The sequence below is a fragment of the Kitasatospora sp. NPDC058048 genome, from assembly GCF_042885555.1.
GTDB classification, from domain to species: domain Bacteria; phylum Actinomycetota; class Actinomycetes; order Streptomycetales; family Streptomycetaceae; genus Kitasatospora; species Kitasatospora lactacystinica.
This window is the reverse complement of record NZ_JBHVRT010000068.1, coordinates 1-21,357: the sequence shown is the minus strand read 5'-3', so window position 1 is coordinate 21,357 and position 21,357 is coordinate 1. Positions and strand designations below refer to the sequence as shown.

At 74.5% G+C, this 21,357-nt stretch carries 20 protein-coding genes; 7 read left to right on the top strand and 13 right to left on the bottom strand.

Annotation, left to right across the window (positions count from 1 at the left end):
• Positions 1-6: 6 nt before the first annotated feature.
• Together ACFVVA_RS40380 and ACFVVA_RS40375 are read right to left on the bottom strand one after the other, a co-directional pair.
• Positions 7-1,440 carry an ATP-binding protein gene (locus ACFVVA_RS40380; RefSeq protein WP_387695676.1) on the bottom strand — a complete coding sequence of 478 codons (1,434 nt, stop codon included), beginning with the start codon at positions 1,438-1,440 and terminating at the stop codon, positions 7-9.
• Complete coding sequence (locus ACFVVA_RS40375) at positions 1,437-2,117, bottom strand: response regulator transcription factor (protein WP_387695675.1); 681 nt, start codon at positions 2,115-2,117, stop codon at positions 1,437-1,439. The genes ACFVVA_RS40380 and ACFVVA_RS40375 overlap by 4 nt, the downstream gene beginning before the upstream one ends.
• 188 nt (positions 2,118-2,305) lie before the next feature.
• On the opposite strand from ACFVVA_RS40375, the gene ACFVVA_RS40370 reads away from it, so the two are divergent.
• On the top strand, positions 2,306-3,841 hold the full coding sequence (locus ACFVVA_RS40370; RefSeq protein WP_387695674.1) for a glutamate synthase subunit beta: 1,536 nt from the start codon (positions 2,306-2,308) through the stop codon (positions 3,839-3,841).
• Between the two features lie 59 nt (positions 3,842-3,900).
• Here the strand turns inward: ACFVVA_RS40370 and ACFVVA_RS40365 are convergent, their stop codons facing one another.
• Entirely contained in the window at positions 3,901-5,403 is a 1,503-nt protein-coding gene (locus ACFVVA_RS40365; protein WP_387695673.1) for a TolB family protein, read from the bottom strand.
• 239 nt (positions 5,404-5,642) lie between these two features.
• Here ACFVVA_RS40365 and ACFVVA_RS40360 point away from each other — a divergent pair, with 239 nt between their 5' ends.
• Positions 5,643-6,170 (top strand): YcxB family protein, encoded by a 528-nt coding sequence (locus ACFVVA_RS40360; RefSeq protein ID WP_387695672.1) that lies wholly within the window; start codon positions 5,643-5,645, stop codon positions 6,168-6,170.
• A gap of 59 nt (positions 6,171-6,229) precedes the next feature.
• On the opposite strand, the gene ACFVVA_RS40355 is transcribed toward ACFVVA_RS40360, so the two are convergent.
• Entirely contained in the window at positions 6,230-7,543 is a 1,314-nt protein-coding gene (locus ACFVVA_RS40355) for an MFS transporter (RefSeq protein WP_387695671.1), read from the bottom strand.
• Positions 7,544-7,670: 127 nt separating this feature from the next.
• Between ACFVVA_RS40355 and ACFVVA_RS40350 the strand changes: the two genes are divergently transcribed.
• Both ACFVVA_RS40350 and ACFVVA_RS40345 read left to right on the top strand, forming a co-directional pair.
• Positions 7,671-8,351 carry a TetR/AcrR family transcriptional regulator C-terminal domain-containing protein gene (locus tag ACFVVA_RS40350; protein ID WP_387695670.1) on the top strand — a complete coding sequence of 227 codons (681 nt, stop codon included), beginning with the start codon at positions 7,671-7,673 and terminating at the stop codon, positions 8,349-8,351.
• Between the two features lie 9 nt (positions 8,352-8,360).
• Entirely contained in the window at positions 8,361-8,873 is a 513-nt protein-coding gene (locus tag ACFVVA_RS40345; RefSeq protein WP_387695669.1) for an isochorismatase family protein, read from the top strand.
• 65 nt (positions 8,874-8,938) lie between these two features.
• Here ACFVVA_RS40345 and murQ read toward each other — a convergent pair whose 3' ends face one another.
• Positions 8,939-9,844 (bottom strand): N-acetylmuramic acid 6-phosphate etherase, encoded by a 906-nt coding sequence (murQ, locus tag ACFVVA_RS40340; protein WP_387695668.1) that lies wholly within the window; start codon positions 9,842-9,844, stop codon positions 8,939-8,941.
• Between the two features lie 194 nt (positions 9,845-10,038).
• Here murQ and ACFVVA_RS40335 point away from each other — a divergent pair, with 194 nt between their 5' ends.
• Entirely contained in the window at positions 10,039-10,656 is a 618-nt protein-coding gene (locus ACFVVA_RS40335) for an endonuclease (RefSeq protein ID WP_387695667.1), read from the top strand.
• A gap of 58 nt (positions 10,657-10,714) precedes the next feature.
• On the opposite strand, the gene ACFVVA_RS40330 is transcribed toward ACFVVA_RS40335, so the two are convergent.
• The 5 genes from ACFVVA_RS40330 to ACFVVA_RS40310 all read right to left on the bottom strand — a co-directional run bounded on the left by ACFVVA_RS40330 (position 10,715) and on the right by ACFVVA_RS40310 (position 15,030).
• Positions 10,715-11,395: a DUF6445 family protein gene (locus tag ACFVVA_RS40330; RefSeq protein ID WP_380455015.1), complete on the bottom strand. Its 681-nt coding sequence runs from the start codon at positions 11,393-11,395 to the stop codon at positions 10,715-10,717.
• 210 nt (positions 11,396-11,605) lie between these two features.
• A complete protein-coding gene (locus ACFVVA_RS40325) occupies positions 11,606-12,802 on the bottom strand; it encodes an ABC transporter permease (protein ID WP_387695666.1) in 1,197 nt (398 codons plus the stop codon).
• On the bottom strand, positions 12,799-13,509 hold the full coding sequence (locus ACFVVA_RS40320; protein WP_387695665.1) for an ABC transporter ATP-binding protein: 711 nt from the start codon (positions 13,507-13,509) through the stop codon (positions 12,799-12,801). The genes ACFVVA_RS40325 and ACFVVA_RS40320 overlap by 4 nt, the downstream gene beginning before the upstream one ends.
• Positions 13,506-14,594 carry an efflux RND transporter periplasmic adaptor subunit gene (locus tag ACFVVA_RS40315; RefSeq protein WP_387695662.1) on the bottom strand — a complete coding sequence of 363 codons (1,089 nt, stop codon included), beginning with the start codon at positions 14,592-14,594 and terminating at the stop codon, positions 13,506-13,508. Before ACFVVA_RS40315 ends, ACFVVA_RS40320 begins: the two co-directional genes overlap by 4 nt.
• Entirely contained in the window at positions 14,584-15,030 is a 447-nt protein-coding gene (locus ACFVVA_RS40310) for a hypothetical protein (RefSeq protein WP_387695661.1), read from the bottom strand. The genes ACFVVA_RS40315 and ACFVVA_RS40310 overlap by 11 nt, the downstream gene beginning before the upstream one ends.
• Before the next feature lie 208 nt (positions 15,031-15,238).
• Here ACFVVA_RS40310 and ACFVVA_RS40305 point away from each other — a divergent pair, with 208 nt between their 5' ends.
• Both ACFVVA_RS40305 and ACFVVA_RS40300 read left to right on the top strand, forming a co-directional pair.
• Positions 15,239-15,904, top strand: coding sequence for a response regulator transcription factor (locus ACFVVA_RS40305; RefSeq protein ID WP_387695659.1), 666 nt, complete (start codon positions 15,239-15,241; stop codon positions 15,902-15,904).
• A gap of 89 nt (positions 15,905-15,993) precedes the next feature.
• Positions 15,994-17,166, top strand: coding sequence for a sensor histidine kinase (locus tag ACFVVA_RS40300; RefSeq protein ID WP_387695679.1), 1,173 nt, complete (start codon positions 15,994-15,996; stop codon positions 17,164-17,166).
• Positions 17,167-17,374: 208 nt separating this feature from the next.
• Here the strand turns inward: ACFVVA_RS40300 and ACFVVA_RS40295 are convergent, their stop codons facing one another.
• From ACFVVA_RS40295 to ACFVVA_RS40285, 3 genes are all read right to left on the bottom strand, one after another.
• The gene (locus ACFVVA_RS40295) at positions 17,375-18,148 is read right to left on the bottom strand and encodes a maleylpyruvate isomerase family mycothiol-dependent enzyme (protein ID WP_387695658.1); all 774 of its coding nucleotides are present in this window, start codon (positions 18,146-18,148) and stop codon (positions 17,375-17,377) included.
• Between the two features lie 199 nt (positions 18,149-18,347).
• Complete coding sequence (locus ACFVVA_RS40290; protein WP_387695657.1) at positions 18,348-19,907, bottom strand: alpha/beta fold hydrolase; 1,560 nt, start codon at positions 19,905-19,907, stop codon at positions 18,348-18,350.
• A gap of 422 nt (positions 19,908-20,329) precedes the next feature.
• Positions 20,330-21,357 (bottom strand): hypothetical protein (locus tag ACFVVA_RS40285; protein WP_387695656.1); only part of this gene is annotated, 1,028 nt, incomplete at its 5' end.

Below are 21,357 nucleotides of genomic sequence, written 5' to 3'. Positions count from 1 at the left end.
GCGCCGTCAGCCGCCGAGGGTGAAGCCGATCACCGCGCCGCCGCCCTCCCGGTTGGCGGCGAAGGCCGTCCCGCCGTGCGAGCGGGCCACCTCGTGCACGATGGCCAGGCCCAGCCCGGAGCCGGGCAGGCTGCGAGCGGCGGTGGCCCGGTAGAAGCGGTCGAAGACCCGGTCGAGGTCGGCCGCGTCGATGCCCGGGCCGCGGTCGCGCACCTCCACCCGCGGGCCGCGCACCACCACCTCGATCGGGCCGGTCCCGGAGGGGTCGAACTTGGCGGCGTTGTCCAGCAGGTTGCCCACCGCGCGGGCCAGCGCGTCCGGCCGGGCGGTGACGACGGTTCCGTCCGCGTCCACCACGATCTGCCGGTCGCTGCGCCGCCGGGCCTGGGCGGCTGCCTGCCGGACCACGTCGGCGAGCACCACCCCGGTCGGCTGCTCGTCCGCCCTGCGGTCCGCCGCGAGCGCCACCAGCTCCTCCACCAGCTGGGCCAACTCCCGTGACTCCTCCATCAGATCGGCCATCAGCGCGGCACGTTCGGCGGGCGGCAGCCGGTCCAGGCCGGGCAGCACCGAGAGGTTGGTGCGCAGGCTGGTCAGCGGGGTGCGCAGCTCGTGCCCGGCGTCCTGCACCAAGCGGCGCTGGTTCTCCTTCGCGGTGGCGAGCCGGACCAGCATCCGGTCGAAGGCCCGGCCGAGCCGGCCCACCTCGTCCGTTCCGGCGGCGGGCACCGCGACGTCCAACCGCCCACTGGCGGCGACCAGTTCGGCCGCGTCGGTGAGCCGGACCAGCCGTCGGGTGATCCGCCGGGCGAGCAGCCGGCCGGCCCCGCCGGCGAGCACCGCGACGATCGCCACCAGGGCGACCGTACGGGTCCGCAGGGTGCTCAGCAGCTTCTCGGTGGGCCCGACCTGCTGGATGATCTGGACCGCCCCGCGCCGCCCGCCGAGCGAGACCACACCGACCCGGTAGGCCTCGCGGTGCTGGTGGCGCAGCCCGATCGAGGTGCGGCCCGGCTGGTCGGCGTGGGCGAGCTCGTGGTCGGACGGGCTCGGCGGCAGGTCGAGCCGGGCGGTGCCGGGCAGCACCGCGCCGTCGGGGTCGAGGGACTGCGTGGTGACCCGGATCGGGCGGACCAGGTCGGCGCTCAGCCCGCTCGGGCCGGCGAAGTCGCCCGGGAAGAGGGCCTCCCGCTGGACCTGCCGGCCGACGGAGTCGACGGCGGCGCCGAAGTCGGCGGTCTCGTCGTCCCGGATCAGCCGTGCGGCGGCGTCGTAGCCGAGTGCGCCGATCAGCACCGCGACCAGCGCGGCGATCGCGGCGAAGGCCAGCGCGAGGGTGGTGGGCAGGCCCGGGCGCGGCAGCCGTGGGAGGCGGCGGGCCGGGCGCGGGAGCCGCGGGAACCGCAGGACCCGGCGAAGGCGGCGGGCGGGGCCGGTCATGGCTCGCGCAGCGTGTAGCCGACGCCGCGGACGGTGTGGATCAGCGGCACGAGGCCCGGACGGTCGAGCTTGCGGCGCAGGTAGCCGATGAACACCGCGAGGTTCTTCGAACCGGGGCCGAAGTCGTAGCCCCAGATCTGTTTGTACAGGGTGGCCTGGTCGAGGACGGCGCCGGCGTGCCGGACCAGCAGCTCCAGCAGGTCGAACTCGGTGCGGGAGAGTTCGAGCTCCCGGCCGGCGCGCCAGGCCCGACGGGCCGGCGGTTCGACCCGCAGGTCGGCGACGGTCAGCGCCTCGGCGGCGGGCTCGGGCGGGTGGCGGCGCAACAGGGCGCGCAGGCGGGCGAAGAGCTCGTCCACGTCGAAGGGCTTGACCAGGTAGTCGTCGGCGCCGGCGTCGAGGCCGGCGATCCGGTCGGGGACCTCCACCCGGGCGGTGAGCATCAGCACCGGGGTGCGGTCGCCGGCCGCGCGCAGCCGGCGGCAGACCTCCAGGCCGTCCGGCTCGGGCATCATCACGTCGAGCACCAGGACGTCCGGGCGCTGTTCGGCGTGGACGGCCAGGGTCTGGGTGCCGTCGGCGGCGACCCGCACCCGGTAGCCCTCCAGCATCAGGGCGCGGGCGAGCGAGTCGCGGATGGCCCGGTCGTCCTCGGCGATCAGCACGGTGTGCGTCATGGCGGAGATTCTCCCTGACGTGCTCACGGCGCTTCCGGTCGGGGCCGAGGTCTTCCGGGTCCGCTCCGCGGCCCTCCCCGACGGCCGCGGCTGTTGCGCGGTGCTTCGGGGGCGTACGGTGGCCGTACGGTGGCGCGCCGCCGGGTGGGCCGCCTGGTTCGAGTCGGCACGCCCTGCCGGAGGCCGCGATGGCAGACCGGATGGCCTTCTTCACCACCCCGCGCGCGGAGCGGGCGCGGCGGGACGCGCGGGAGCGCTTGGGGGACTGGCGGGAGGTGTACCGGCCGGGCGAACTGCTGCCGGTGGTGGGCGGGCAGGCGGGGCGGTGCATGGACTGCGGGCTGCCGTTCTGCCACCACGCCTGTCCCCTGGGGAACCTGGTGCCGGACTGGAACCGGCTGGTGGCGGAATCGGGGACGGGCCAGGAGCCGGGGGCGGGAGCCGGGGCGGGTACGAGGGCGGAGGCGGACGCGGGAGCGGATTGGCGGGCGGCCGCGGCGCGGCTGCTGGCCACCAACAACTTCCCGGAGTTCACCGGGCGGCTCTGCCCGGCGCCGTGCGAGAGCGCCTGCGTCCTGGCGATCGACGGCGCCGCGGTGGCGATCAAGAACGTGGAGCTGGCGATCGCCGACCGGGCCTGGGAAGCGGGCTGGGACGGGCCCCGGCCGCCCGAGCGCGCCGGTGGGCGGCGGATCGCGGTGATCGGATCGGGCCCGGCCGGGCTGGCCGCCGCCCAGCAGCTGACCAGGGCCGGGCACGCCACCACGGTGTACGAACGGGCTGACCGCGCGGGCGGACTGCTGCGATACGGCATCCCACCGTTCCGGCTGGAGAAGCACCGCCTGGAGCGCAGGCTGGACCAGCTGCGGGCCGAGGGCGCCGCCTTCCGCACCGGGGTGTGGGTCGGCCGTGACGTCCCGGGCGAGGAACTGCGCTCGGGGTACGACGCGGTGGTGGTCGCGGTGGGGGCGACCGCCTGCCGGGAGCTGGCGGTGCCGGGCCGGGACCTGTCCGGGGTGCACCAGGCGATCGACTACCTGACCTGGGCGAACCGGGTGGACGAGGGCGACCGCCCGGTCTCCCCGGTGTCCGCCGAGGGACTGGACGTGGTGATCGTCGGCGGCGGGGACACGGCGGCGGACTGCCTGGGAACGGCGCTCCGTCAACGCGCCGCCACCGTCACCCAACTGGACATCAACCCCCGCCCGCCGCAGGACCGGGCCGCCGGACAGCCCTGGCCGGTGCACCCCAAGGTGTACCGGGAGACCACCTCGCACGAGGAGTCCGGCGCCGCGGAGGCCGGGCCCCGGGTGTTCGCGGCGACCACCGTCGGCTTCGAAGCCGGCCCGGACGGCCGGCTGGCCGCCGTCCGCTTCGCCGAGGCCGAACCGGCCGACCGCAGCCCGCGGACGGGCACCGAACGGAGCCTGCCCGCGCAGCTGGTGCTCCTCGCGCTGGGCTTCACCGGGCCGGAGCCGGACCGGCGGCTGTTCGCCCAGCTCGGCCTCACCACCGGACCGGCAGGCACCCTGGCCAGGGACGACGGCTTCGCCACGGAGGCGCAGGGCGTGTTCGTGGCGGGGGACGCCGGGCGCGGGCAGTCACTGATCGTCTGGGCGATCGCCGAGGGGCGGGCGGTGGCGGCGGCGGTGGACCGGTACCTGCGCGGGTGGACGGAGCTTCCGGCGCCGATCCGGGCCTCGACGCGGGCGCTCACGGTGTGAGTCCGGGAGCACCCGCGCCGGGTCGGGCCGGGGCGAGGGCGGGGCCGTCGGACCGGCTGTCAGAACAGCGGCAGGCGGCGGAGGAACGCGTCCTCGACGCCGTTGGTGTCCACGGGGACGAGGGTGCCGTCGGAGGAGGTGAACACCACCGCGGTGCCGAGGGCGTCGGCGTACGGGGCGTGCGAGGGACCGGCGCTCTGCCCACCGTCGCCCGCCACGCTGACCCGCTCGGTGCGGCCGGTCCACAGGTCGTGCCGGAACACGTCCTCGGCGTTGTTGGTGTCGCCGGGGACGAGGTTGTCCGCCTCCGAGCTGAAGACGACCCACCGGTCGTCCGCCGTGATCCGGCCGCCGTAGGAGCCGAGGGTGGTCGTCGTCCCGGGCAGGCCGGTGCTGACCAGGGTCTCGGTGCCCTGCTTCAGGTCGCGGACGTAGACCTCGAAGTGACGGTCCCACTGGGTGTCGCCGTGCAGGACCCAGGACGAGTAGACGGCGTAGCGGCCGTCGGGGCTGACCGAGGGGTTGACCGCGCCCTTGTAGCCGCCGTCGCCGTCCGGGCTGGCCAGGCTCGTCCGCTCGGTGCGCAGGTCGCGGACGTACAGCGGGTAGGTGCGCGGCTTGAGGATCTCCGCGCGGGCGTCCGGCCGGAGGGCGCCCGCCGGGTGGAGGGCGGCCCCCGGGCGGAAGGAGTCGGCGACGAACTCCTGGTCCGAGCCCGCCCTGAGCTCGGCGACCGCGGCCGGGGAGAGGGCGCCGGCCCCGCCCGCGCCGAGGAGGTTGGTCGCCTTGGAGATGAAGACCACGGTGCTGCCGTCCGCGCTGATCTCCGGTGCGGAGGAGGAGGCGTCCGCTTCCTTGCCGTCGGCGCCGATGCTGACCAGGCGGGTGTCGCCGGTCCAGCGGTCGGTGACGTAGATGTTGCCGCCGAACCAGGTGACCGTGCCGGGGGCGAGGTCGCCGCGGTTGGACTGGTAGGCCACGTACCGGCCGTCCCAGCTGATCGAGGGGACGCCGGACAGCTTGCCGGTCTGCGGAACCCCCGTCCTGCCGACGCTGACCAGGCGGGTGCCGCCGGTCCAGCGGTCGTGGACGTAGACGTCCTCGGAGCCGCGGTTGGCACCGGGGGCGAGGTTGGTGGCGGTGGAACTGAACGCCACGTAGCGGCCGCTGCCGCTGATCGTGGCCTGGTAGGAGTCCCCGTCGGCCTGGACGCCGTCCGGGCCGGTGTCCACCCGCTCGGTGCGGCCGGTCCACAGGTCGCGGACGAAGACGTCGGACCTGCCGTTGGTGTCGCCGGGCACCAGGTCGGCAGCCTCCGAGGTGAAGACGGCGAAGCGCCCGTCCGCGCTCAGGCCGCCGGCCTGCGAGGCGCCGGTGGCCTGGGCCTGCCCGGGGCCGACGGAGACGCGTTCGGTGCGGGCACCGCCCGGCAGGGCGGCCAGGCCCGCTCCGGTCGGGCCCGCTTCTGACGGGGCCGCCTGGGCGGGCACGGCGACGGAGGCGGCCAGTGCGGCGGCCGCGAGGACGCAGGCAGCGCGCAGCGGGCGGCGGATGAGGTTCATCTGGTTCCCTCCCCTGGGATCGGCCGTGCCGCGTCGGCGGTGGACGCCGAACTCCCCGGCGGCCGGCTCGGGGTGAGCCAACCGCCGGGCGGGGCGGTCGGTCAACGGGTGGGCGCCGGGAGCGGCGTTTTCCCGCCGGGGGAGCGCGGACGCGGTCGCATCGGGTACGTACGGTCTTTGCTACGATCCGGCGAAGCTGGTGTCAGAAGTTGTGCGTACATGGGTCGGAGGGTGGGGACGTGGGTTCCGATGGGCGGGCGGTGACGTATGTCGAGGTTCGCTACACCCCGACGGACGCCGACTTCCGGGAGGCCTTCGCGGCGTGGGACCGGCACACGGTGGTCGGACGCCGGTCGCGGCGAGCCGTGTACACGGTGGCCGTCGGCGGGACGGCGGTTGCCGGGCTGCTCGTCGTCCTCGGCGGGACGGTGCTGCTGCTGGTCGCCCTGCTGGTGGTGCTCGCGCTGCTCGTGGTTCTCGCGGTGCCCATGACACGGGTGCGGCGGGTGACGAGGGCGGCGGAGGACAAGGGCGAGTTCAGGGTCCTGCTGGACGACGACGGGGTGGTCGTGAGCACCGAGGCCTCGGTCACCGAGTTCGCCTGGCCGGAGCAGCGGTACTACCTGGAGACGCCCCGGCTGTTCCTGCTGCTGAGCGGCAACGAGGAGACGGGGGTGCTGACCATGCTGCCCAAGCGCGGGGCCGACGACCTCCGGGGGCTCGGGGAACTGATCGACCGGCACGCGACGGCGCTCGTCCCGGACTGAGCGGTGGTCCCCGGGGCGGTCCCCGCGGTGGGGCCGGTGCGGCCTGGGCGTCCGGCACGTCACGGGGTGGGTTCCGCCGGGACGGGCCCGGTGCGGTGCCCCCGCCGGTCGTAGCGCCAGAGCGCGGGGATGGCGGCGGACAGCGCGGCCGAACTGCCGAGGCAGAGCAGGCCGCCGGTGCGCAGGGCCGCCCGGATGCCCTGGCGGGCGGCGAGCCCGCCCGCCCGCAGGTCGCCCAGGGCCGGCCCGGCGGAGCCGATCAGCATCTCCAGCCCGGCGGCGCGGCCCCGGAGTTCGTCCGGAATGGACTGGTTCCAGATGGCGCTGCGGAAGGTGTCGCCGATCCAGTGGGCACCGCCCGCGACGGTCAGGCAGAGCAGGACGGCCCACAGGCCCGGGGCGAACGCGGCCGCCGCCGTCGCCGCGCCGACCAGGGCGGCGGAGAGCAGGACGAGTCGGCCGTGCCGGTGGACCCGCTCCGCCCACCCTCCGGTCGCGGCGGCGATCAGGCTGCCGGCCGCGCCGGCCGAGTAGAGCAGGCCGAGCGCCCAGGTGGCGTCCAGGTCCGCGGCCAGGAACGGGAAGAGCGCGGTGGGCAGGGCGAAGACGGTGGCCGCGAGGTCGGCCAGGTAGGTGCCGATCAGGTCCGGGCGCCGGGCCGCGTACCGGGCGCCGTCGAGGAACTCGGTGAGCTGCGGTGCCTCGGCGTCCCGCTCCGAGGGGACCGGCCGGACCCGGGCGAGCAGGGCGATCGAGAGCAGGAAGGTGCCGAGGTCGACCAGGTACGCCGCCGGGACGCCGGCGGTCGCGATCAGCAGGCCGGCCGCCGCCGGGGCCGCCACGCCGCCGATGCTCCAGCGTAGCGAGAGCAGTGCACCCGCCGCCACCAGCTGCTCCTGGGGCACCAGCCGGGGGACCATCGCCTCCACCGAGGGCTGCTGGATGCCCTGGAGCGCCGCCGCCACCCCGGCGGCGACGTAGAGCGGCCAGACGGCGGGGGTGCCGAGCAGCGCGTTGGCCAGCAGCAGGGCGCTGAGCGCGGCCAGGGCGACCTCGGTGGCCAGGGCGACGGTGCGGCGGTCGGCGCGGTCGGCGAGGACGCCGCCGTAGAGGCCGAACAGGACGGCCGGCACGAGTTCGACCGCGCCGACCGCGCCCACGGCCAGGGGTGAACCGGTGAGGTCGGCGATCTGGAGCGGGATCGCCGTCATGGTGAAGATCGAGCCGAGCAGGGTGACGGTGCCCGAGGTCCAGGTCAGCCGGAAGTCGCGGGAGGACCGCCAGGGCGCGGTGTTCGGCAGCAGCCGGGACCAGAAGCGGTCCGTTCCGGGCGTCGGGTTCGGTCCGGAGGTCGGGTTCGGTCCGGAGGTCATGAGGGGTGGGATCCCTTCGCGGCCGTCGGTGTCGCGACGGCTCTCCTTATCGCTGATAAATTCCAGCTCGGGAACTTATCGGCGATAAGGTGGATCTGGCAAGCGGATGACCCAGGAGGCCGATCGGATGGCGCTGAAGCGCGACGAGGTGGTGCGCACGGCGCTGCGCCTGCTCAACGAGGAGGGCATCGACGGGCTGACCACCCGGCGGCTCGCCCGCGAACTCGGCGTCCAGTCACCGGCGTTGTACTGGCACTTCAAGAGCAAGCGGGAACTGCTCGACCTGATGGCCGAGGCGATGCTCGCCGAAGCCCTCCCGCCCGACCGCGAGCCGGACCCGGCGCACTGGCCCGAGTGGATCGCCGCCGACGCCCGCGCCAAGCGCAACGCCCTGCTCGCCTACCGCGACGGCGCCCGGGTGCACGCCGGAACCCTCCCCACCGAGGACGAACTCCCGGCGGTCGAAGCCCAGTTGAGCGCCCTCTGCGGAGCGGGCCTGCGCCCGCGAACGGCGCTGCGCCTGCTGCTGACCGTCGACCGGTACATCATGGGCTGGGTCACCGAGGAGCAGGCCTGGCGACAGGACTCCGCGGACCGCGACCGGCCGCCGTTCCCGGACGAAGCACTGCGCGAACTGCCGTTGCTGCGCGAGGCGGTCGACGTCCTGCGGATGACCGACCACGACGCCGACTTCGAGTACGGGCTGCGGGTGCTGATCGAGGGGTTCCGGACGGAGATCGCGCGGGAGGCGGCGCAGGGCACCCCGGCGCCGGACCGGGCCTCGGGGGCCACGCGTCCGATGGACTAGCGTGACCCCATGACCACCCTTGACCCCCGCAGCACGGCCCTGGTCCTGATCGACCTGATGGACCGGATCGTCGCCAACCTGCTCGCGCCGCGCACCGGTTCGGAGGTGCTGAAGGCCTCGCTGGAGCTGGCCCGGGAGTTCCGGGCGGCGGGCGCGCCCGTGATCGCGGTACGGGTCGAGCGGCCGAACGTGACCGAGCAGCCGCCCGGGAGCGGGCTGCCCGCGGAGGTCGCGGCGGCGGCCGACGAGGTCGTGGTGAAGCGCACCATCGGAGCCTTCCAGGGCACCGGCCTGGACGAGCTGCTCCGGGCGCGGGGCGTGGAGACCGTGGTGTTCGCCGGGATCGCGACCAACCTCGGCGTGGAGTCGAGTGCCCGGGCCGCCGGCGACCACGGGTACCGGCTGGTGTTCGTCGAGGACGCGATGGCCGCGCTCACGGCGGAGGAGCACCGGGCATCGGTGGAGCTGGACTTCCCGCGCCTCGGCGAGGTCGTCGCGGCCGCGGACGTGCGGCTGGGGTGAGTCGGCGGGGCGGGTTGCCGTTGGTGCGGTGGTGAGCCGCTACGTCCGGGCGAGGCGGAAGGCCGCTACGGCCGGGCGAGGCGGAGGGCTTCGCGCAGCCGTCCGTCCGAGGCCGTGAGCAGGCGGGCGGCGGTGGACGCGTCCACGTCCGCGAGCAGGGACAGGATCGCGTCCTTGGCCCGGCCGCCGGTCGCGGTCAGGGCGCGGTCGACCGCGGCCCCGTCGGCGCCGGTCGCCTCGGCGACGATCCGTCGGGCGCGGTCGCGCAGCTTGTCGTTGGTGGCGCGGAGGTCGACCATCAGATTGCCGTACGTCCGGCCGAGCCGGATCATCACGGCCGTGGAGAGCAGGTTGAGCACCAGCTTCTGTGCCGTGCCCGCCTTGAGCCGGGTCGATCCGGCCAGCACCTCCGGGCCGACCTCCACCTCGATGCCCAGCTCGGCCGCGGCCGCGAGCGCCGAGCCGCGGTTGCACGCCAACCCGACGGTCAGCGCCCCGGCCGCCCGCGCGGCACGGACGGCGGCCAGCGGGTAGGGCGTCCGGCCGGACGCCGAGACGCCCACCAGGGTGTCGGCGGGGGTGAGGGCGAGCGCGGCCACGTCGGCCTCGGCGAGGTCGGTGCGGTCCTCGGCGCCCTCGGCCGCCGCGGTGACGGCCGAGCGCCCGCCCGCGATCAGACCGACGACCAGCGCCGGATCGGTGCCGAAGGTCGGCGGGCACTCGACGGCGTCCAGCACACCGAGCCGCCCGGCCGTCCCCGCGCCGGCGTAGACCAGCCGGCCACCACGCGCCATCCGGGCGGCCACGGCGTCGACCACGGCGGCGATCCGTTCCAACTCCCCGGCGACGGCGGCCGGAACCGTGCGGTCCTCGGCGTTCATCAGGCGGAGCAGCTCGACGGTGGGCAGTCGGTCGATCGCGGCCCAGTCGGGGCGGACGGTCTCGGTCGCGGGTACGGCGTCCCGACTCATGCGCCCGCCCCGCTCCGCTGGGCAGGGGCCTGCGCCCCCGCGCGCCCGTCGACGGTTCGCCGTCGGCCTCCGGCCGGGGGTGTCCCCGTGCTTCGCTCACTCATGCGGCGAGCCTCCCCGGGTGCGGGGCGTCCGAATCCGGGCAAGCGTGGAGGGAGGGATCCGGGCGAGCACGGGGGAGGGAGGTGAAGGCCGTGGAACCGACCGTTGCCGAACTCCTGGACCGGTTCGGCCGCACCTACGCGGAGGAGGCCGGGATCGCGCTGCGCGACAAGCCCTCGCCGCTCTACCGGCTGCTCGTCCTGACCGTGCTGTGCTCGGCGCGGATCGGCGCCGGCACCGCCACGGCGGCGGCCCGGGAGCTGTCGGCCGCCGGACTGCGGACCCCGCGCGCGATGGCGGACGCCCGGCGCGGGACACTGATCGCCGCCCTGGGCCGGGCCCACTACGTGCGCTACGACGAGAGCACCGCCACGGCGCTCGGTCAGGGGGCCGGGCTGCTGCTCGACCGCTGGCACGGTGATCTGCGGCGGCTGCGGGAGGAGGCCGGGGGCGAGTCGGAGCGGATCGGCGAGCTGCTCCGGGAGTTCCCCCGGATCGGGCCGGTCGGCGCCGGGATCTTTCGGCGCGAGGCGCAGGCGGTCTGGCCCTCGCTGCGGCCGTACGTCGACGAGCGGGCGCTGGCGGAGGCCCGGAGGCTCGGGTTGCCGGGCGAACCGGACGGGCTGGCGGCGCTGGTCGGGCCGGGGGACCTGGCCCGGTTGGCGGCGGCGCTGACCAGGGCGAGCCTGGCGCACGTGGGGGCCGGGTGAGGGGCGGGTCGGCCCGTGCCGGGTGAGGGCCCGACGGTCCGCGAGGGTGCGTGCCGGGTCAGGCCATCCAGAAGAAGACCGCCGTCATCCGCCGCTCGGCCAGGTCGGTGCCGTAGTAGCCGGTGGCGCTGTGGATCAGGTTGGCGTGGTAGAGGAGCAGCTGGTTGTAGCGGTTGGGGACGCGGACGTCCTCGGTGAAGTGGTCGGCCGGTACGTGGCGGGTGCCGAGCGCCTCGACCAGGTTGTTGTGCGGGGCGTTGACCAGGTTGCCGCCGAGGCGGCCGCCGGGGAACTGCTGGCGGTAGAAGCTGGTGCCGGCGTCCTTGGGGGCGCCGGGGCTGAGGTAGAGGACCGCGGCGTAGCGGCAGAGCGCGCGGGAGTCGGTGTGCGGGCGGGACTCCGACTCCCCGGCGCCGACGACCTGGACGCAGTTGTGGTTGAGGGTGCCGCCGCCCGGGGTGCTCTGCACCCAGAGCCGGGAGGCCCCGGTGGCCTTGCGGACCAGCGATTCGACCCGGGCCAGCTCCTCGGGTTCCAGGCCCGGCATGGTGCGCAGTCCGGGCCAGGTCTCGGGGCGGTGCGGGTAGCCCTCGGTCCAGTCCCCGCGGGCCAGGCAGCGCTCCCGGACGGCGTCCGGGTCCGGCAGCACGTTGTCCAGGACCCAGTAGTCCCTTCCGCGGGTGGGCTTGCGGTAGGGCAGGACCGGCAGGGTGGTGGGCCTGATGGGCTGTGAGGGCATGGGCCGACCATAGAGGCGGTGATCGCCAACCTTCTGCCGTGAGCAGGTCAACCTTTCGTCAAGGGTGACCAGGCCAGGAAACCCGGCCGGGGCCTCGGTGCGAACCCGCTGCGACTTCACGTGAACAGGGCCACTCGTCCTCCGGTTGGCCGCCCGAGGCTTCCCGGGACGGCCAACCAGGCGCACCTTCGACGCCTTCCCGAACAGGCCCTATCCGGTGTGGAGGGCGAGGGTCGGGGAGAGGCGGGAGGCCCGGACGGCCGGGTAGAGGCCTGCCACCGTGCCGATGAGCAGCGTGGCGGCGAAGCCCCCGGTGACGGCCCACGGCGGGACCACCCAGGGCAGGCCGCCCGAGACGGCGAAGGCGTAGGTGGCGGCCGCGCCCAGGGCCACGCCGGCCAGCCCGCCCAGTCCGGAGAGGAGGAGGGACTCCGTCACGAACTGGAGGCGGATCTGGCCCCTGGTGGCGCCCAGGGAGCGGCGCAGCCCGATCTCGTGGCGCCTCTCCAGTACCGAGATGATCATCGTGTTGGCGACCCCGACGCCGCCGACCAGGAGCGCCACCCCGCCCAGCCCGAGCAGGAGGTCGGTGAACGCCCCCTCGGTGGCGGCCTTGGCCTGGAGCGCCGAGGAGGGGTCGGTGACCTGCACGTTGTGCGGGTTCTGCGGGTCGACGGTGCGTGGGATCAGCTCGCGGACCGCGCCGACCGTCCGGTCCGTCGACCGTTCGTAGATCTGGGTCGGATGGCCGTCGAAGCCCAGCAGCGCGCCGGCGCCGTCCCAGCCGACCAGGGCGGCCCGCTCGATCTCGGGCGCCAGCGGCAGCGGGTCGAGGATGCCGATGACGGTGAAGTACCGGCCGCCGATGTGGACCTGCTGACCGGGGGCGGTGATGCCCAGGCGCTGGGCCGCGACGTGTCCGAGCACCGTCGACGGGTAGCGCCCGTTGGCCTCGTTGAGCCAGGTGCCCGAGCCGACCGTGCCGCGCACGACGTCCAGCAGTCCTTCGGTGGCGGCCTTCACGGTGATGCCGCCGGTGTCGTCGCTGGGGATCTTCTCGCTGCGCCTGACGGACTGCGCCAGGTCACCGGTCGCGCCGACCTGCTCGACCCCGGGGACGCGGCTCAGCATGCCGATCGACTCCTCGGGCAGCTTCACCTTCTCGCCGAACAGCCCCTGGCCGGGGGAGGCCACCAGCAAGTTGGTTCCCAACTGGTCGAGGTGACGGAGGAGTTGGGCCTTACTGGAGGAGGAGATGCCGACCACCGCGATCATGGTGGCGATGCCGATGGCGATGCCCAGCGCGGACAGCACCACCCGCAGCGGCCGGGTGCGCAGGCCGGCCGAGCCGACGTGGAGGACGTCACGGGGGCCGAGCCGGGCCGGGGAGAGCCGTGCGCGGCTCATCGCTCCCCACCCCGATCGGCCGGGTCGGCGGCGCCGGTGCGCAGATCCGCCACGACGCGGCCGTCGCGGATACGGACCTGGCGCGGCAGGCTGTCGGCGATCTCGCCGTCGTGGGTGATCACCGCGATGGTGGCACCCTCGGCGTTGAGGTCGTGCAGCAGTTCCATCACCGCTTCGCTCGAGGCGGAGTCCAGCGCGCCGGTCGGCTCGTCGGCCAGCAGCAGGTCCGGCTCGCCGACCACCGCCCGGGCGATGGCCACCCGCTGCCGCTGGCCGCCCGACAGCTCGTGCGGACGGTGGTGCATGCGGTCCGCGAGCCCGACCCGCTCCAGGGCCACGGCCGCGCGCCTGCGGCGCTGGGCGCGCGGCAGGCCCGAGTAGAGCAGGCCCTCGGCGACGTTGTCCTGGGCGCTGACCCCGGCCACCAAGTGGAAGGACTGGAAGACGAAGCCGATGTGCCGGGCGCGCAGGGCGGACAGCCGGCGGTCGGAGAGGGCGGCGACGTCGTGGCCCGCCAGGGTGACGGATCCGGCGCTGGGCCGGTCCAGGGTGCCGACGATGTGCAGCAGGGTGGACTTGCCCGACCCCGAAGGGCCGACGATGGCGAGCAGTTCGCCGCGTCCGATGCGCAGGTCCACCTCCTGCAGCGCCACGACCCCGCCCGGATACTCCTTGGTGACCTGGTTCAGTTCGACCACGGCGCTCATGACTTGGGTACCCCGACCTTCATTCCCTCGGCCAGGCCGGTCCCGCTGACCTCGACCCGGCCCTGTCCGAACATGCCGAGCTCGACCGGGACTTCGCGCACCTTCCCGTTCTCCACGACCTGGACGCCGAAGCCCCCGGCGGACAGCGCGAGCAGTGCGTTGACCGGTACCGTCAGCACGTCCTTGCGGACCTCGCCCTCGAGCTCGACGGTGACCGGCGCCTGGTCGAAGCCCTCCGCCTGCCCCGGGTCGTCGAAGACCACCCGGGCGGTGATCTTGGCGGGCTTGTCCGGGGAGCCCTGCTCCTTGCCGTCCTCACCGATGGTGCGGTCGACGGAGGCGACCTTGCCCTTGGCCCTGCCGCCGCCGGGCAGGGCGACCTCGACCCGGGTACCGGGCTTGGCGAGGTCGGCCCGGGAGACCTCGATCTTGATCTGCACCTGCCGTTCGGAGCCGGTGGTGGTGAGGACCGGCTTGCCGGGAGCGGCCTGGTCGCCGACGGCCGCATCGTTCTTCTTGATCCGCACCGGACCGGGCGAGAAGGCGATCTGCTCGGGGCCGATCTCGCCGGTTTGCGCCAGCCCGTGGGCCTTCTGCCAGCGCTTGACCGCTTCCGCGGTGCCGGGGGTGAACTCCTCGTCCGCGGCCAGCCCCTTGCCGTAGCCCAAGGCGCGGAGGTTCTCCTTCAGCTGTCCGACGTCCGGCCCCTTGTCGCCGGCCTTCATCGTCCGGTACGCGGGGCGCTCGCCGTCCATGAGCCGGACCTTCCGGCCGTCGACCTCGTAGAGAACCCCGTCGCGTTTCACCACCGCGCCGGCCTCCGGGAGCCAGGTGAGGGTGCCCGGCACACCGGCGTTGAGCCGGCGCTCCTCGGCATAGCCGAGGGTCCCGTCCACCTGGGTCCGGCTGCTCAGGTCCTGTCGTTCCACCGAACCCGTGCTCGGCGGCAGCCCGTCCGTGCGGTCCGCGGCGGCGCTCCCGCCGCCGGTCTGCGAGAGGGCCGTGACCCCGCCCACCAGCGAGACCGAGGTGACCAGCGCGGCGACCAGCAACGTTCGGCGGCTCCGCCCGCGCTCACTCCGCATTCTGACCACTGCACGCCTTGTTCGCCTTGTCGAACCTGTCCTTCTCGGCGCCCTCCGGGACCTTCATCGCCTGTCCCGACATCGCCGAGTCGCCGTCGAACTTCGGGTCCGGCATATCCACACCGTTACCGCGCATGCACCGGGCGAATTCGAGCGCCTTGTCCTTGTCGGCCTGGGACATCTTCGTGCCGCCCGAGCCGCCGACTCCCCCGCAGGCCTTGAGGGCCTCCGCCATCTTGTCCTGCCCGCCCTCGAGGACCAGGCCCCGCGGGTCCTGGCCCGGCTCCGGCTCCTTCACCTGGGCGCCGTGTTCGCGCAGGCACTTACGGTGCTCGTAGGCCCGGTCCGCCGCCGCGCCCTTGCCCGACGAGTCCGAGCCGCCGCCCCCGCCCGTGCCCGTGGCGCCTCCGCCGCAGGCCGCGGTGAACAGCGCCATCCCCGCCACCAGCACGGCCGCCGCGCCGTACCTGTGGTTCCGCATGTGGTTCCGCATGGAATTCCTCCGTGTCCGATTGCGAGTGACCGACCACCGTGTCCGATACCGGGTGGCCGACCACGCAGAGGCTGGCACGCACCCGCATTTCGCCGCTGTCAGCCGAGACCTTTACGGCGACGAAAGGTGGTTTTCAGGTACACCTGATGTCATGCGTGTACTGATCGTGGAGGACGAGGAATTCCTGGCGGACATGATCGCCGAGGGATTGCGGCGCGACGCCCTGGCCGTCGACGTCGTGTACAACGGCGCCGACGCGCTGGAGCGGCTGCGCTTCACGGACTACGACGTGCTCGTGCTCGACCGCGACCTGCCCGGAGCGCACGGCGACGAGGTGTGCCAGAGCGTCGTCGAGCAGCGATTGCTGACCCGGGTACTGATGCTCACCGCCGCCGGCACCGTCCGCGACCGCGTCGACGGCCTGGACCTGGGTGCGGACGACTACCTCACCAAGCCGTTCGCCTACGAGGAACTGCTGGCCCGGGTACTGGCACTCGGCCGCCGCACCCACCCCGCCCTTCCACCGGTCCTCGAACGCGAGGGCATCACCCTCGACACCGCTCGCCGCCAGGCCTTCCGGGAGGGCCGCTACCTCGCCCTGTCCCGCAAGGAGTTCGGCGTACTGGAGGCGCTGATGCAGGCCGAGGGCGCCGTGGTCAGCGGTGAGGACCTGATCGAGCGGGTGTGGGAGCGGAACATGGGGTACCGCACCAACGCGGTCCGGGTCGCCCTCAGCAAACTCCGCGCCAAGCTCGGCGAGCCCTCGGTCATCGACACCGTGCCCGGCCACGGCTACCGCATCGGCGTCCCGGCATGAGGCGCTCCGCCCCGGTCGGCCCGAACCGCCCACCGCTGCCCGGCCGACCACGCCCGCGGCTGCCGGGCGGGGAGCGGGGCCGGCTGACCATGCTCTACGGCGGGCTGCTCGTCCTCGCCGGGGCCATGCTTATTGTCCTGGTCAACTTCCTGGTCCGGGAGAGCCTGTACACCTCGATCAGCACGGCCGTCGCCGTCGAACCGCGACTGGCCACACTGGCGACCCCGGACCCCGCCGCGGCGAAAACCCTCATGGTGGGAACCGCCGCACCCGCGAACGCTCCGCCCGGAACCACCCCCGCCGACGGCGGACAGTCCCACTTCCAGGCCGTCAAGGTCGTCACCCAGGCCGCCGAGCAGGCCGCCCGGAACCAGCTGCTGACCGTCTCCCTGATCGCTCTGGCCGCCTTCGCCGTCATCTCGATGGCACTGGCCTGGTGGATGTCGGGGCGGGTGCTGCGCCCGGTGGCGGTGATCACCAACACGGCGCGCCGGCTCTCGGGTGAGAACCTGCACGAGCGGATCGCCCTCGACGCACCCCCGGGCGAGCTCAAACAGCTCGCCGACACCTTCGACGCCATGCTCGACCGCATGGAGCAACTGGTGGGTGCGCAGCAGCGGTTCGCGGCCAACGCCGCACACGAACTGCGGACTCCGCTCGCGGTGCAGCGGGCCGCGGCCGAAATCGGGCTGGCCACCGAGGACCCGGCCGCCGTCGCCCGGGTTCGCCGCAAACTGATCGAGGTCTCCGAGAGCAGCGAACGGCTCATCGAGGGCCTGCTGCTGCTGTCCGTCTCCGATCAGAGGCTGGACCACCGCGAACCGGTCGCACTGGACCGGCTGGCCCGCGCGGTGGCCGCCGAGTGCGCCGCCTCGGAGGAAGCCCGGGCGAACCGCGTCACCGTCCGGACCGACACCGCCCCCGTGTCCGTCGAGGGTGATCCGGTGCTGCTGGCACACCTGGTACGCAACCTGGTCGGCAACGCCCTGCGCTACAACCACGACGGCGGCCGGGTCGAGGTCGGCGTGCGCGACGGTGCCCTGGAGGTCGACAACACCGGCCCCCAGGTGCCGTCGGAGACGGTCCCCTACCTCTTCGAGCCCTTCCGCCGCCTGCAGGAGCGTCGACACGGCCCGCGTGAGGGCGCGGGCCTGGGCCTGTCCATCGTCGCCTCCATCGCGCGGGCCCATCACGCCGTCGTCACCGCCGTGCCCGGCAGCACGGGCGGACTGCGGGTCCGGGTCGAATTCCCCGCGGCCTGATCCGGCTGCTGGGGGCACCCGTACGTTCTTCGAACGGTGCCCGCACTCTTGGAACAGTGCCCGCACTCTTGGAACAGTGCCCGCACCGGACGGCCCTCGAACAGCGGGCCCGCAGCCTGCCCGGGGCCGCGCGATGTCCGCAACACCGGGCCCGGTGGCGCCCGCAGGAGAGCGCGCACCACCGACGGACACGTCACAAGCGCGCGTTCTACGCGGTCGGGTCCCACTCCGCGAGCTGCTCCATCGGCTCGGTGTCGCCGGTGTTCTCCAGGCTGTCGAGCGGGACGCGCGCATAGAAGTAGAGGACCAGTTCGCTCGCCGCGCCTCGCATCACCATGTCGCCCGGCTCGGCGTCGGCGGCGAGGTCGTCGCAGCGGACACCGTCGGCGTCGAGGGTCAGGCGCCAGGAGCGGCCCTCGGTCGCGTGCAGGTCGATGGTCGCCGGCTTGAACGGCCAGGGGACGGTCGTCGCCGACACGGTCGTCAGGAACTCGTCGACGCCCTCGACCGCGACGTCCGTCGGCAGCGGCTGTGCGGCGCCCTGGGTGAGCTGGACGTCGTAGGTGTGGACGGCGAGCTCCTGGATCTGGTGCCGGGCCAGGGCTCCGCTGGTCTCCGGGGCCTGCGAGCGGCCCCACCAGGTCCAGCAGCCGCGGTCCGGGCCGGCCTCGCGCAGCGCGTCGAGCATGAGCTCGGTCGACTCGGCGAGCCAGGCGTCCAGGGCTTCGTGGTCGCGGGGCGCGGTCGGGGCGCCCTTCGGGGACGTCTTCGCCGGGGGCTCTGCGCCCGGGCCCGCCGCGACGATGGCGGCCTGGCGGCGGCGTCCGTCGCCGAGGTGCTGCGCCAGTTCGCGCAGCGTCCAGTCCGGGCAGCTCGGGACCTGGACGTCCAGGTCGGGGGCGGACGCGATCGCGGCGCGGAACGCGGCCGAGCGGTCGTCGATCAGCCGCAGGACCTCGGGAAACTCCACAATGTTTTGCACGTCGGTTGTGTATCACGGGGCTTCGGCCGCCGGGTAGCGATTTTGTCGGGCGACGCCGACCGAAGCCCCTGCGCGAGCGGCTCCCCGGTCCACTCCTCCATCGCCACGAAACGAGTCCGGCCCCACCGCGCACGCGATGGGGCCGGAACCTGAAAGACCTTCAGCAAGCGTCCAGGACAAGCGGGCCGGGACGCCCCGGCTACGCCTTGGTACAGGTCGGGTCGGCCTCCGGCAGGCGTCCGCCGGCCAGGTAGGCGTTGACCGCGTCGTCCACGCACGCGTTGCCGTACGTCCCGTAGAGCCCGTGCTGGTCGGCGCCCCGCAGGGTCAGCAGCCGGGAGCCGGGCAGCAGCCCGTGCAGCGCGACGCCGTCCCGGTAGGGGGTGCGCGGGTCGCCGGTGGCGGAGAGGATCAGCGCCCGGGCGTCGCGGCGTACCTCGGTGGGCGCCTCGCGCGGGGGGTCCAGGAAGGCGCACGGGGAGATGTTGTCGACCAGCGGGCCGGACAGCGGGTACCGGGCGCGGTCGCGCTCGATCCGGCGCCAGTAGTCCTCCGGGTCGCGCGGCGCCGTACCGTCCGCGCACAGGATGGCCTGCGAGATGCTGCCGGCCTGCGACCCCTGCGGGGTGAACAGGAAGCGCAGCATGGCGGCGGTTCCGTCCGAGGGGGTGACCGGCCGGCCCTCCGCGGCCTCGGCGAGCATCGCCGTCAGCTCGGCGAGGCCCGCCCGATCCGCGTCGGAGTCGCCCGCGAGGTTCATGAACACCACCATCGGCACCCGGGTGTCGTCGAGCTCGAAGGCGTCCGCGCCGGCGCCGACGACGAGCGGGCGCGCCGCGGCCGCCCGGACCGTCCGCAGCACCCCGGCGACCACCTCCTCGCGGGTGCGGCCCAGCCCGTACGTGCCGTGGCGGGCCGCCGCCCAGTCCGCCCAGTCGGTGAACGCCCGCTCGCTCTCCGGCACCATGTTGGGGAGCAGCGCCGGCCCGGCGTGGGCCGGGCTCAGCGCGCTGTCCAGGACCACCCGGTCGTAGCGGCCGGGGAACATCTGGGTGTACACCGTGCCGAGGTAGGTGCCGTACGAGAGGCCGAGGTAGGAGATCCGCCGCTCGCCGAGCGCGCCCCGCACCACGTCCATGTCCCGGGCCGCGTCGCGGGTGCTCGCGTGCGGCAGCAGGTCCCCGGCCGCCGAACGGCACCGGGCCGCGAGGTCCCGCTGGAGGGCGACCTGGCGCTCGAAGGAGGCCCGGCCGGTCCCGGAGGAAGTGATGCTGAAGCCGATCGGCCAGCCGCAGTCGAGGGGGGCGCTGCGGCCGACGAAGCGCGGGTCCAGCCCGACGACGTCGAAGCGGGCGGCGGTGTCCTTCAACGCGGCGTGCACCCGCGGCGGCGCACCGAGCGTCGGACTGCCGGGGCCGCCGTCGTTGAGCAGCAGCGTGCCGATCCGGTGGCGGGTGTCGGTGGCCTCGATCCGGGAGAGCGCCAGCGTGACGGTGCGTCCGCCGGGGTCGCCGTAGTCGAGCGGCACGGTGACCTCCGCGCAGCGGGCGCCGGCCCGTTCCAGCGCGGCGCCCTCCTCGTCCTGCGGGCCCTGGACGCAGCTGTGCCAGTCCGGGCGCTGCTGGTAGTAGCGGTCGAGCCCCCGGGGGATGCCGGCGGCCTGTGCGGCGGCTTCTGCCGGTGCGGTGGCGGCGGCCGCGGTCAGGCCGGCCACGAGGGCGAGAGCGGCCGCGGCGGCGCGGCGGCGGAGGTAGGTCAAGACGTCTCCTCGGCGGTGCGGGGCCCGGTCCGGGCCACCTCCGTACAGGACGCGTTCGGGGCAAACAATATGACGGTCCGTCGGAAAAAGCTTCGCTGACGACGAAGCCGGGCGGGCGCAGCGGCGGGATCAGGTGTGCGGTGCGGGCGCGGGAGCCGTAGCAAGTTGGGCCCACAAGTCCGCTGAGGATCTTTCAGGTTCCGGCCCCATCGCGTGTGCGGTGGGGCCGGAATCGTTTCGTGGCGACGGGGGAGTGGGCCGGGGATCCGGTCGGGCCGGATGTTCGGGAGACGTGCCGGGACCGGGCCGCGGGGCCGGGCCGTGTGACGGCGCCCGGCCGGGGCGCCCTTCGGCGGGGGCTCGTCCCGGCCTCCCGAGCGGGGGAGGCCGGGCCCTTCGGCTCGTGGTGCGGGCGTGCGGTGTCAGCGTGCGTCGCGCAGGAAGACGGACCGCTCGACGGACTGGTGGCCGTTCGACGCCGCGCTCACCCGGATGTCCACGTCGGTGCCGTCCTTCGGGGCCTCCTTGAACGTGGCCCGGAAGGTGTACTCGACCGTGTTGCCGTCGCGGACGCCCGGCACGTTCGGGTCGACCGTGACCAGGCCGCAGTGGTCCTTCAGCTCGACCGGCTTCCACACGTCGCCGACCCGGGCCTCCACCGTGACGTCGTTCGCGGTCAGCGCGTCGGAGCTCCACACGGCCACCCGGGGGCGCAGGCCCGTGGTGCCGTCCGGCGAGGAGACCCGGAAGCTGAACGGGATCGGGTCCGTGGTGACCACGCCCTTGGCCGGCGGCATCACCGAGAGCATCTGCGGGCTGTGGCTGTCGACGACGGTGGCGTTCAGCTCGGCCTTCGCCATGTCGCGGTAGTCCCTGGAGTGCGGCACGGGGGCGTCCGCCTCGATCGTGATCCGCCCCGGACGGTTGGCCAGGGACAGCTGCATCCGGTACTCGATGGTCCGGCTCTGGCCGGCGGCCAGGGTGAAGGCCGCGTCGTCGGCGGTGCCCGCGTAGTCCATCCCGCCGCCCTGGCTGAGGTGGTCGAGCTTCTTCCAGCCGGAGGCGTCCTTGCGCTCCAGGGTGCCCTCCGCCATCGCGAGCACCATGGTGCAGGGCGCGCCCTCGTACTGCTGGGTCGACACCACCGGGGCCACGCTGCGGGTGCCGGTGGCGTCGTTGTTCTTCCAGGTGACGGTGAAGGGGACCAGGTCGTTCAGCCCGATCTTCCCGCCCTCGTGCAGGCCGCCGAAGGTGATGCCGATGCCGCTTCCGCCGGACTGGGCGGGGGCCTTCGGCGCGGCGGGCTTGGCCGGGGCCTTCGCGGCGGCCTTGACGTCGGTCCCGGCGGCCGCGGGGGCGGGTGCGGCGGCGGGCGGAGCCGCCTCGGTGGTCGGCGCGGCCGGGGCGGGGGTGGTCGGGACGGCGCCCGCGCCGGGGGTGGCCGAGGAGG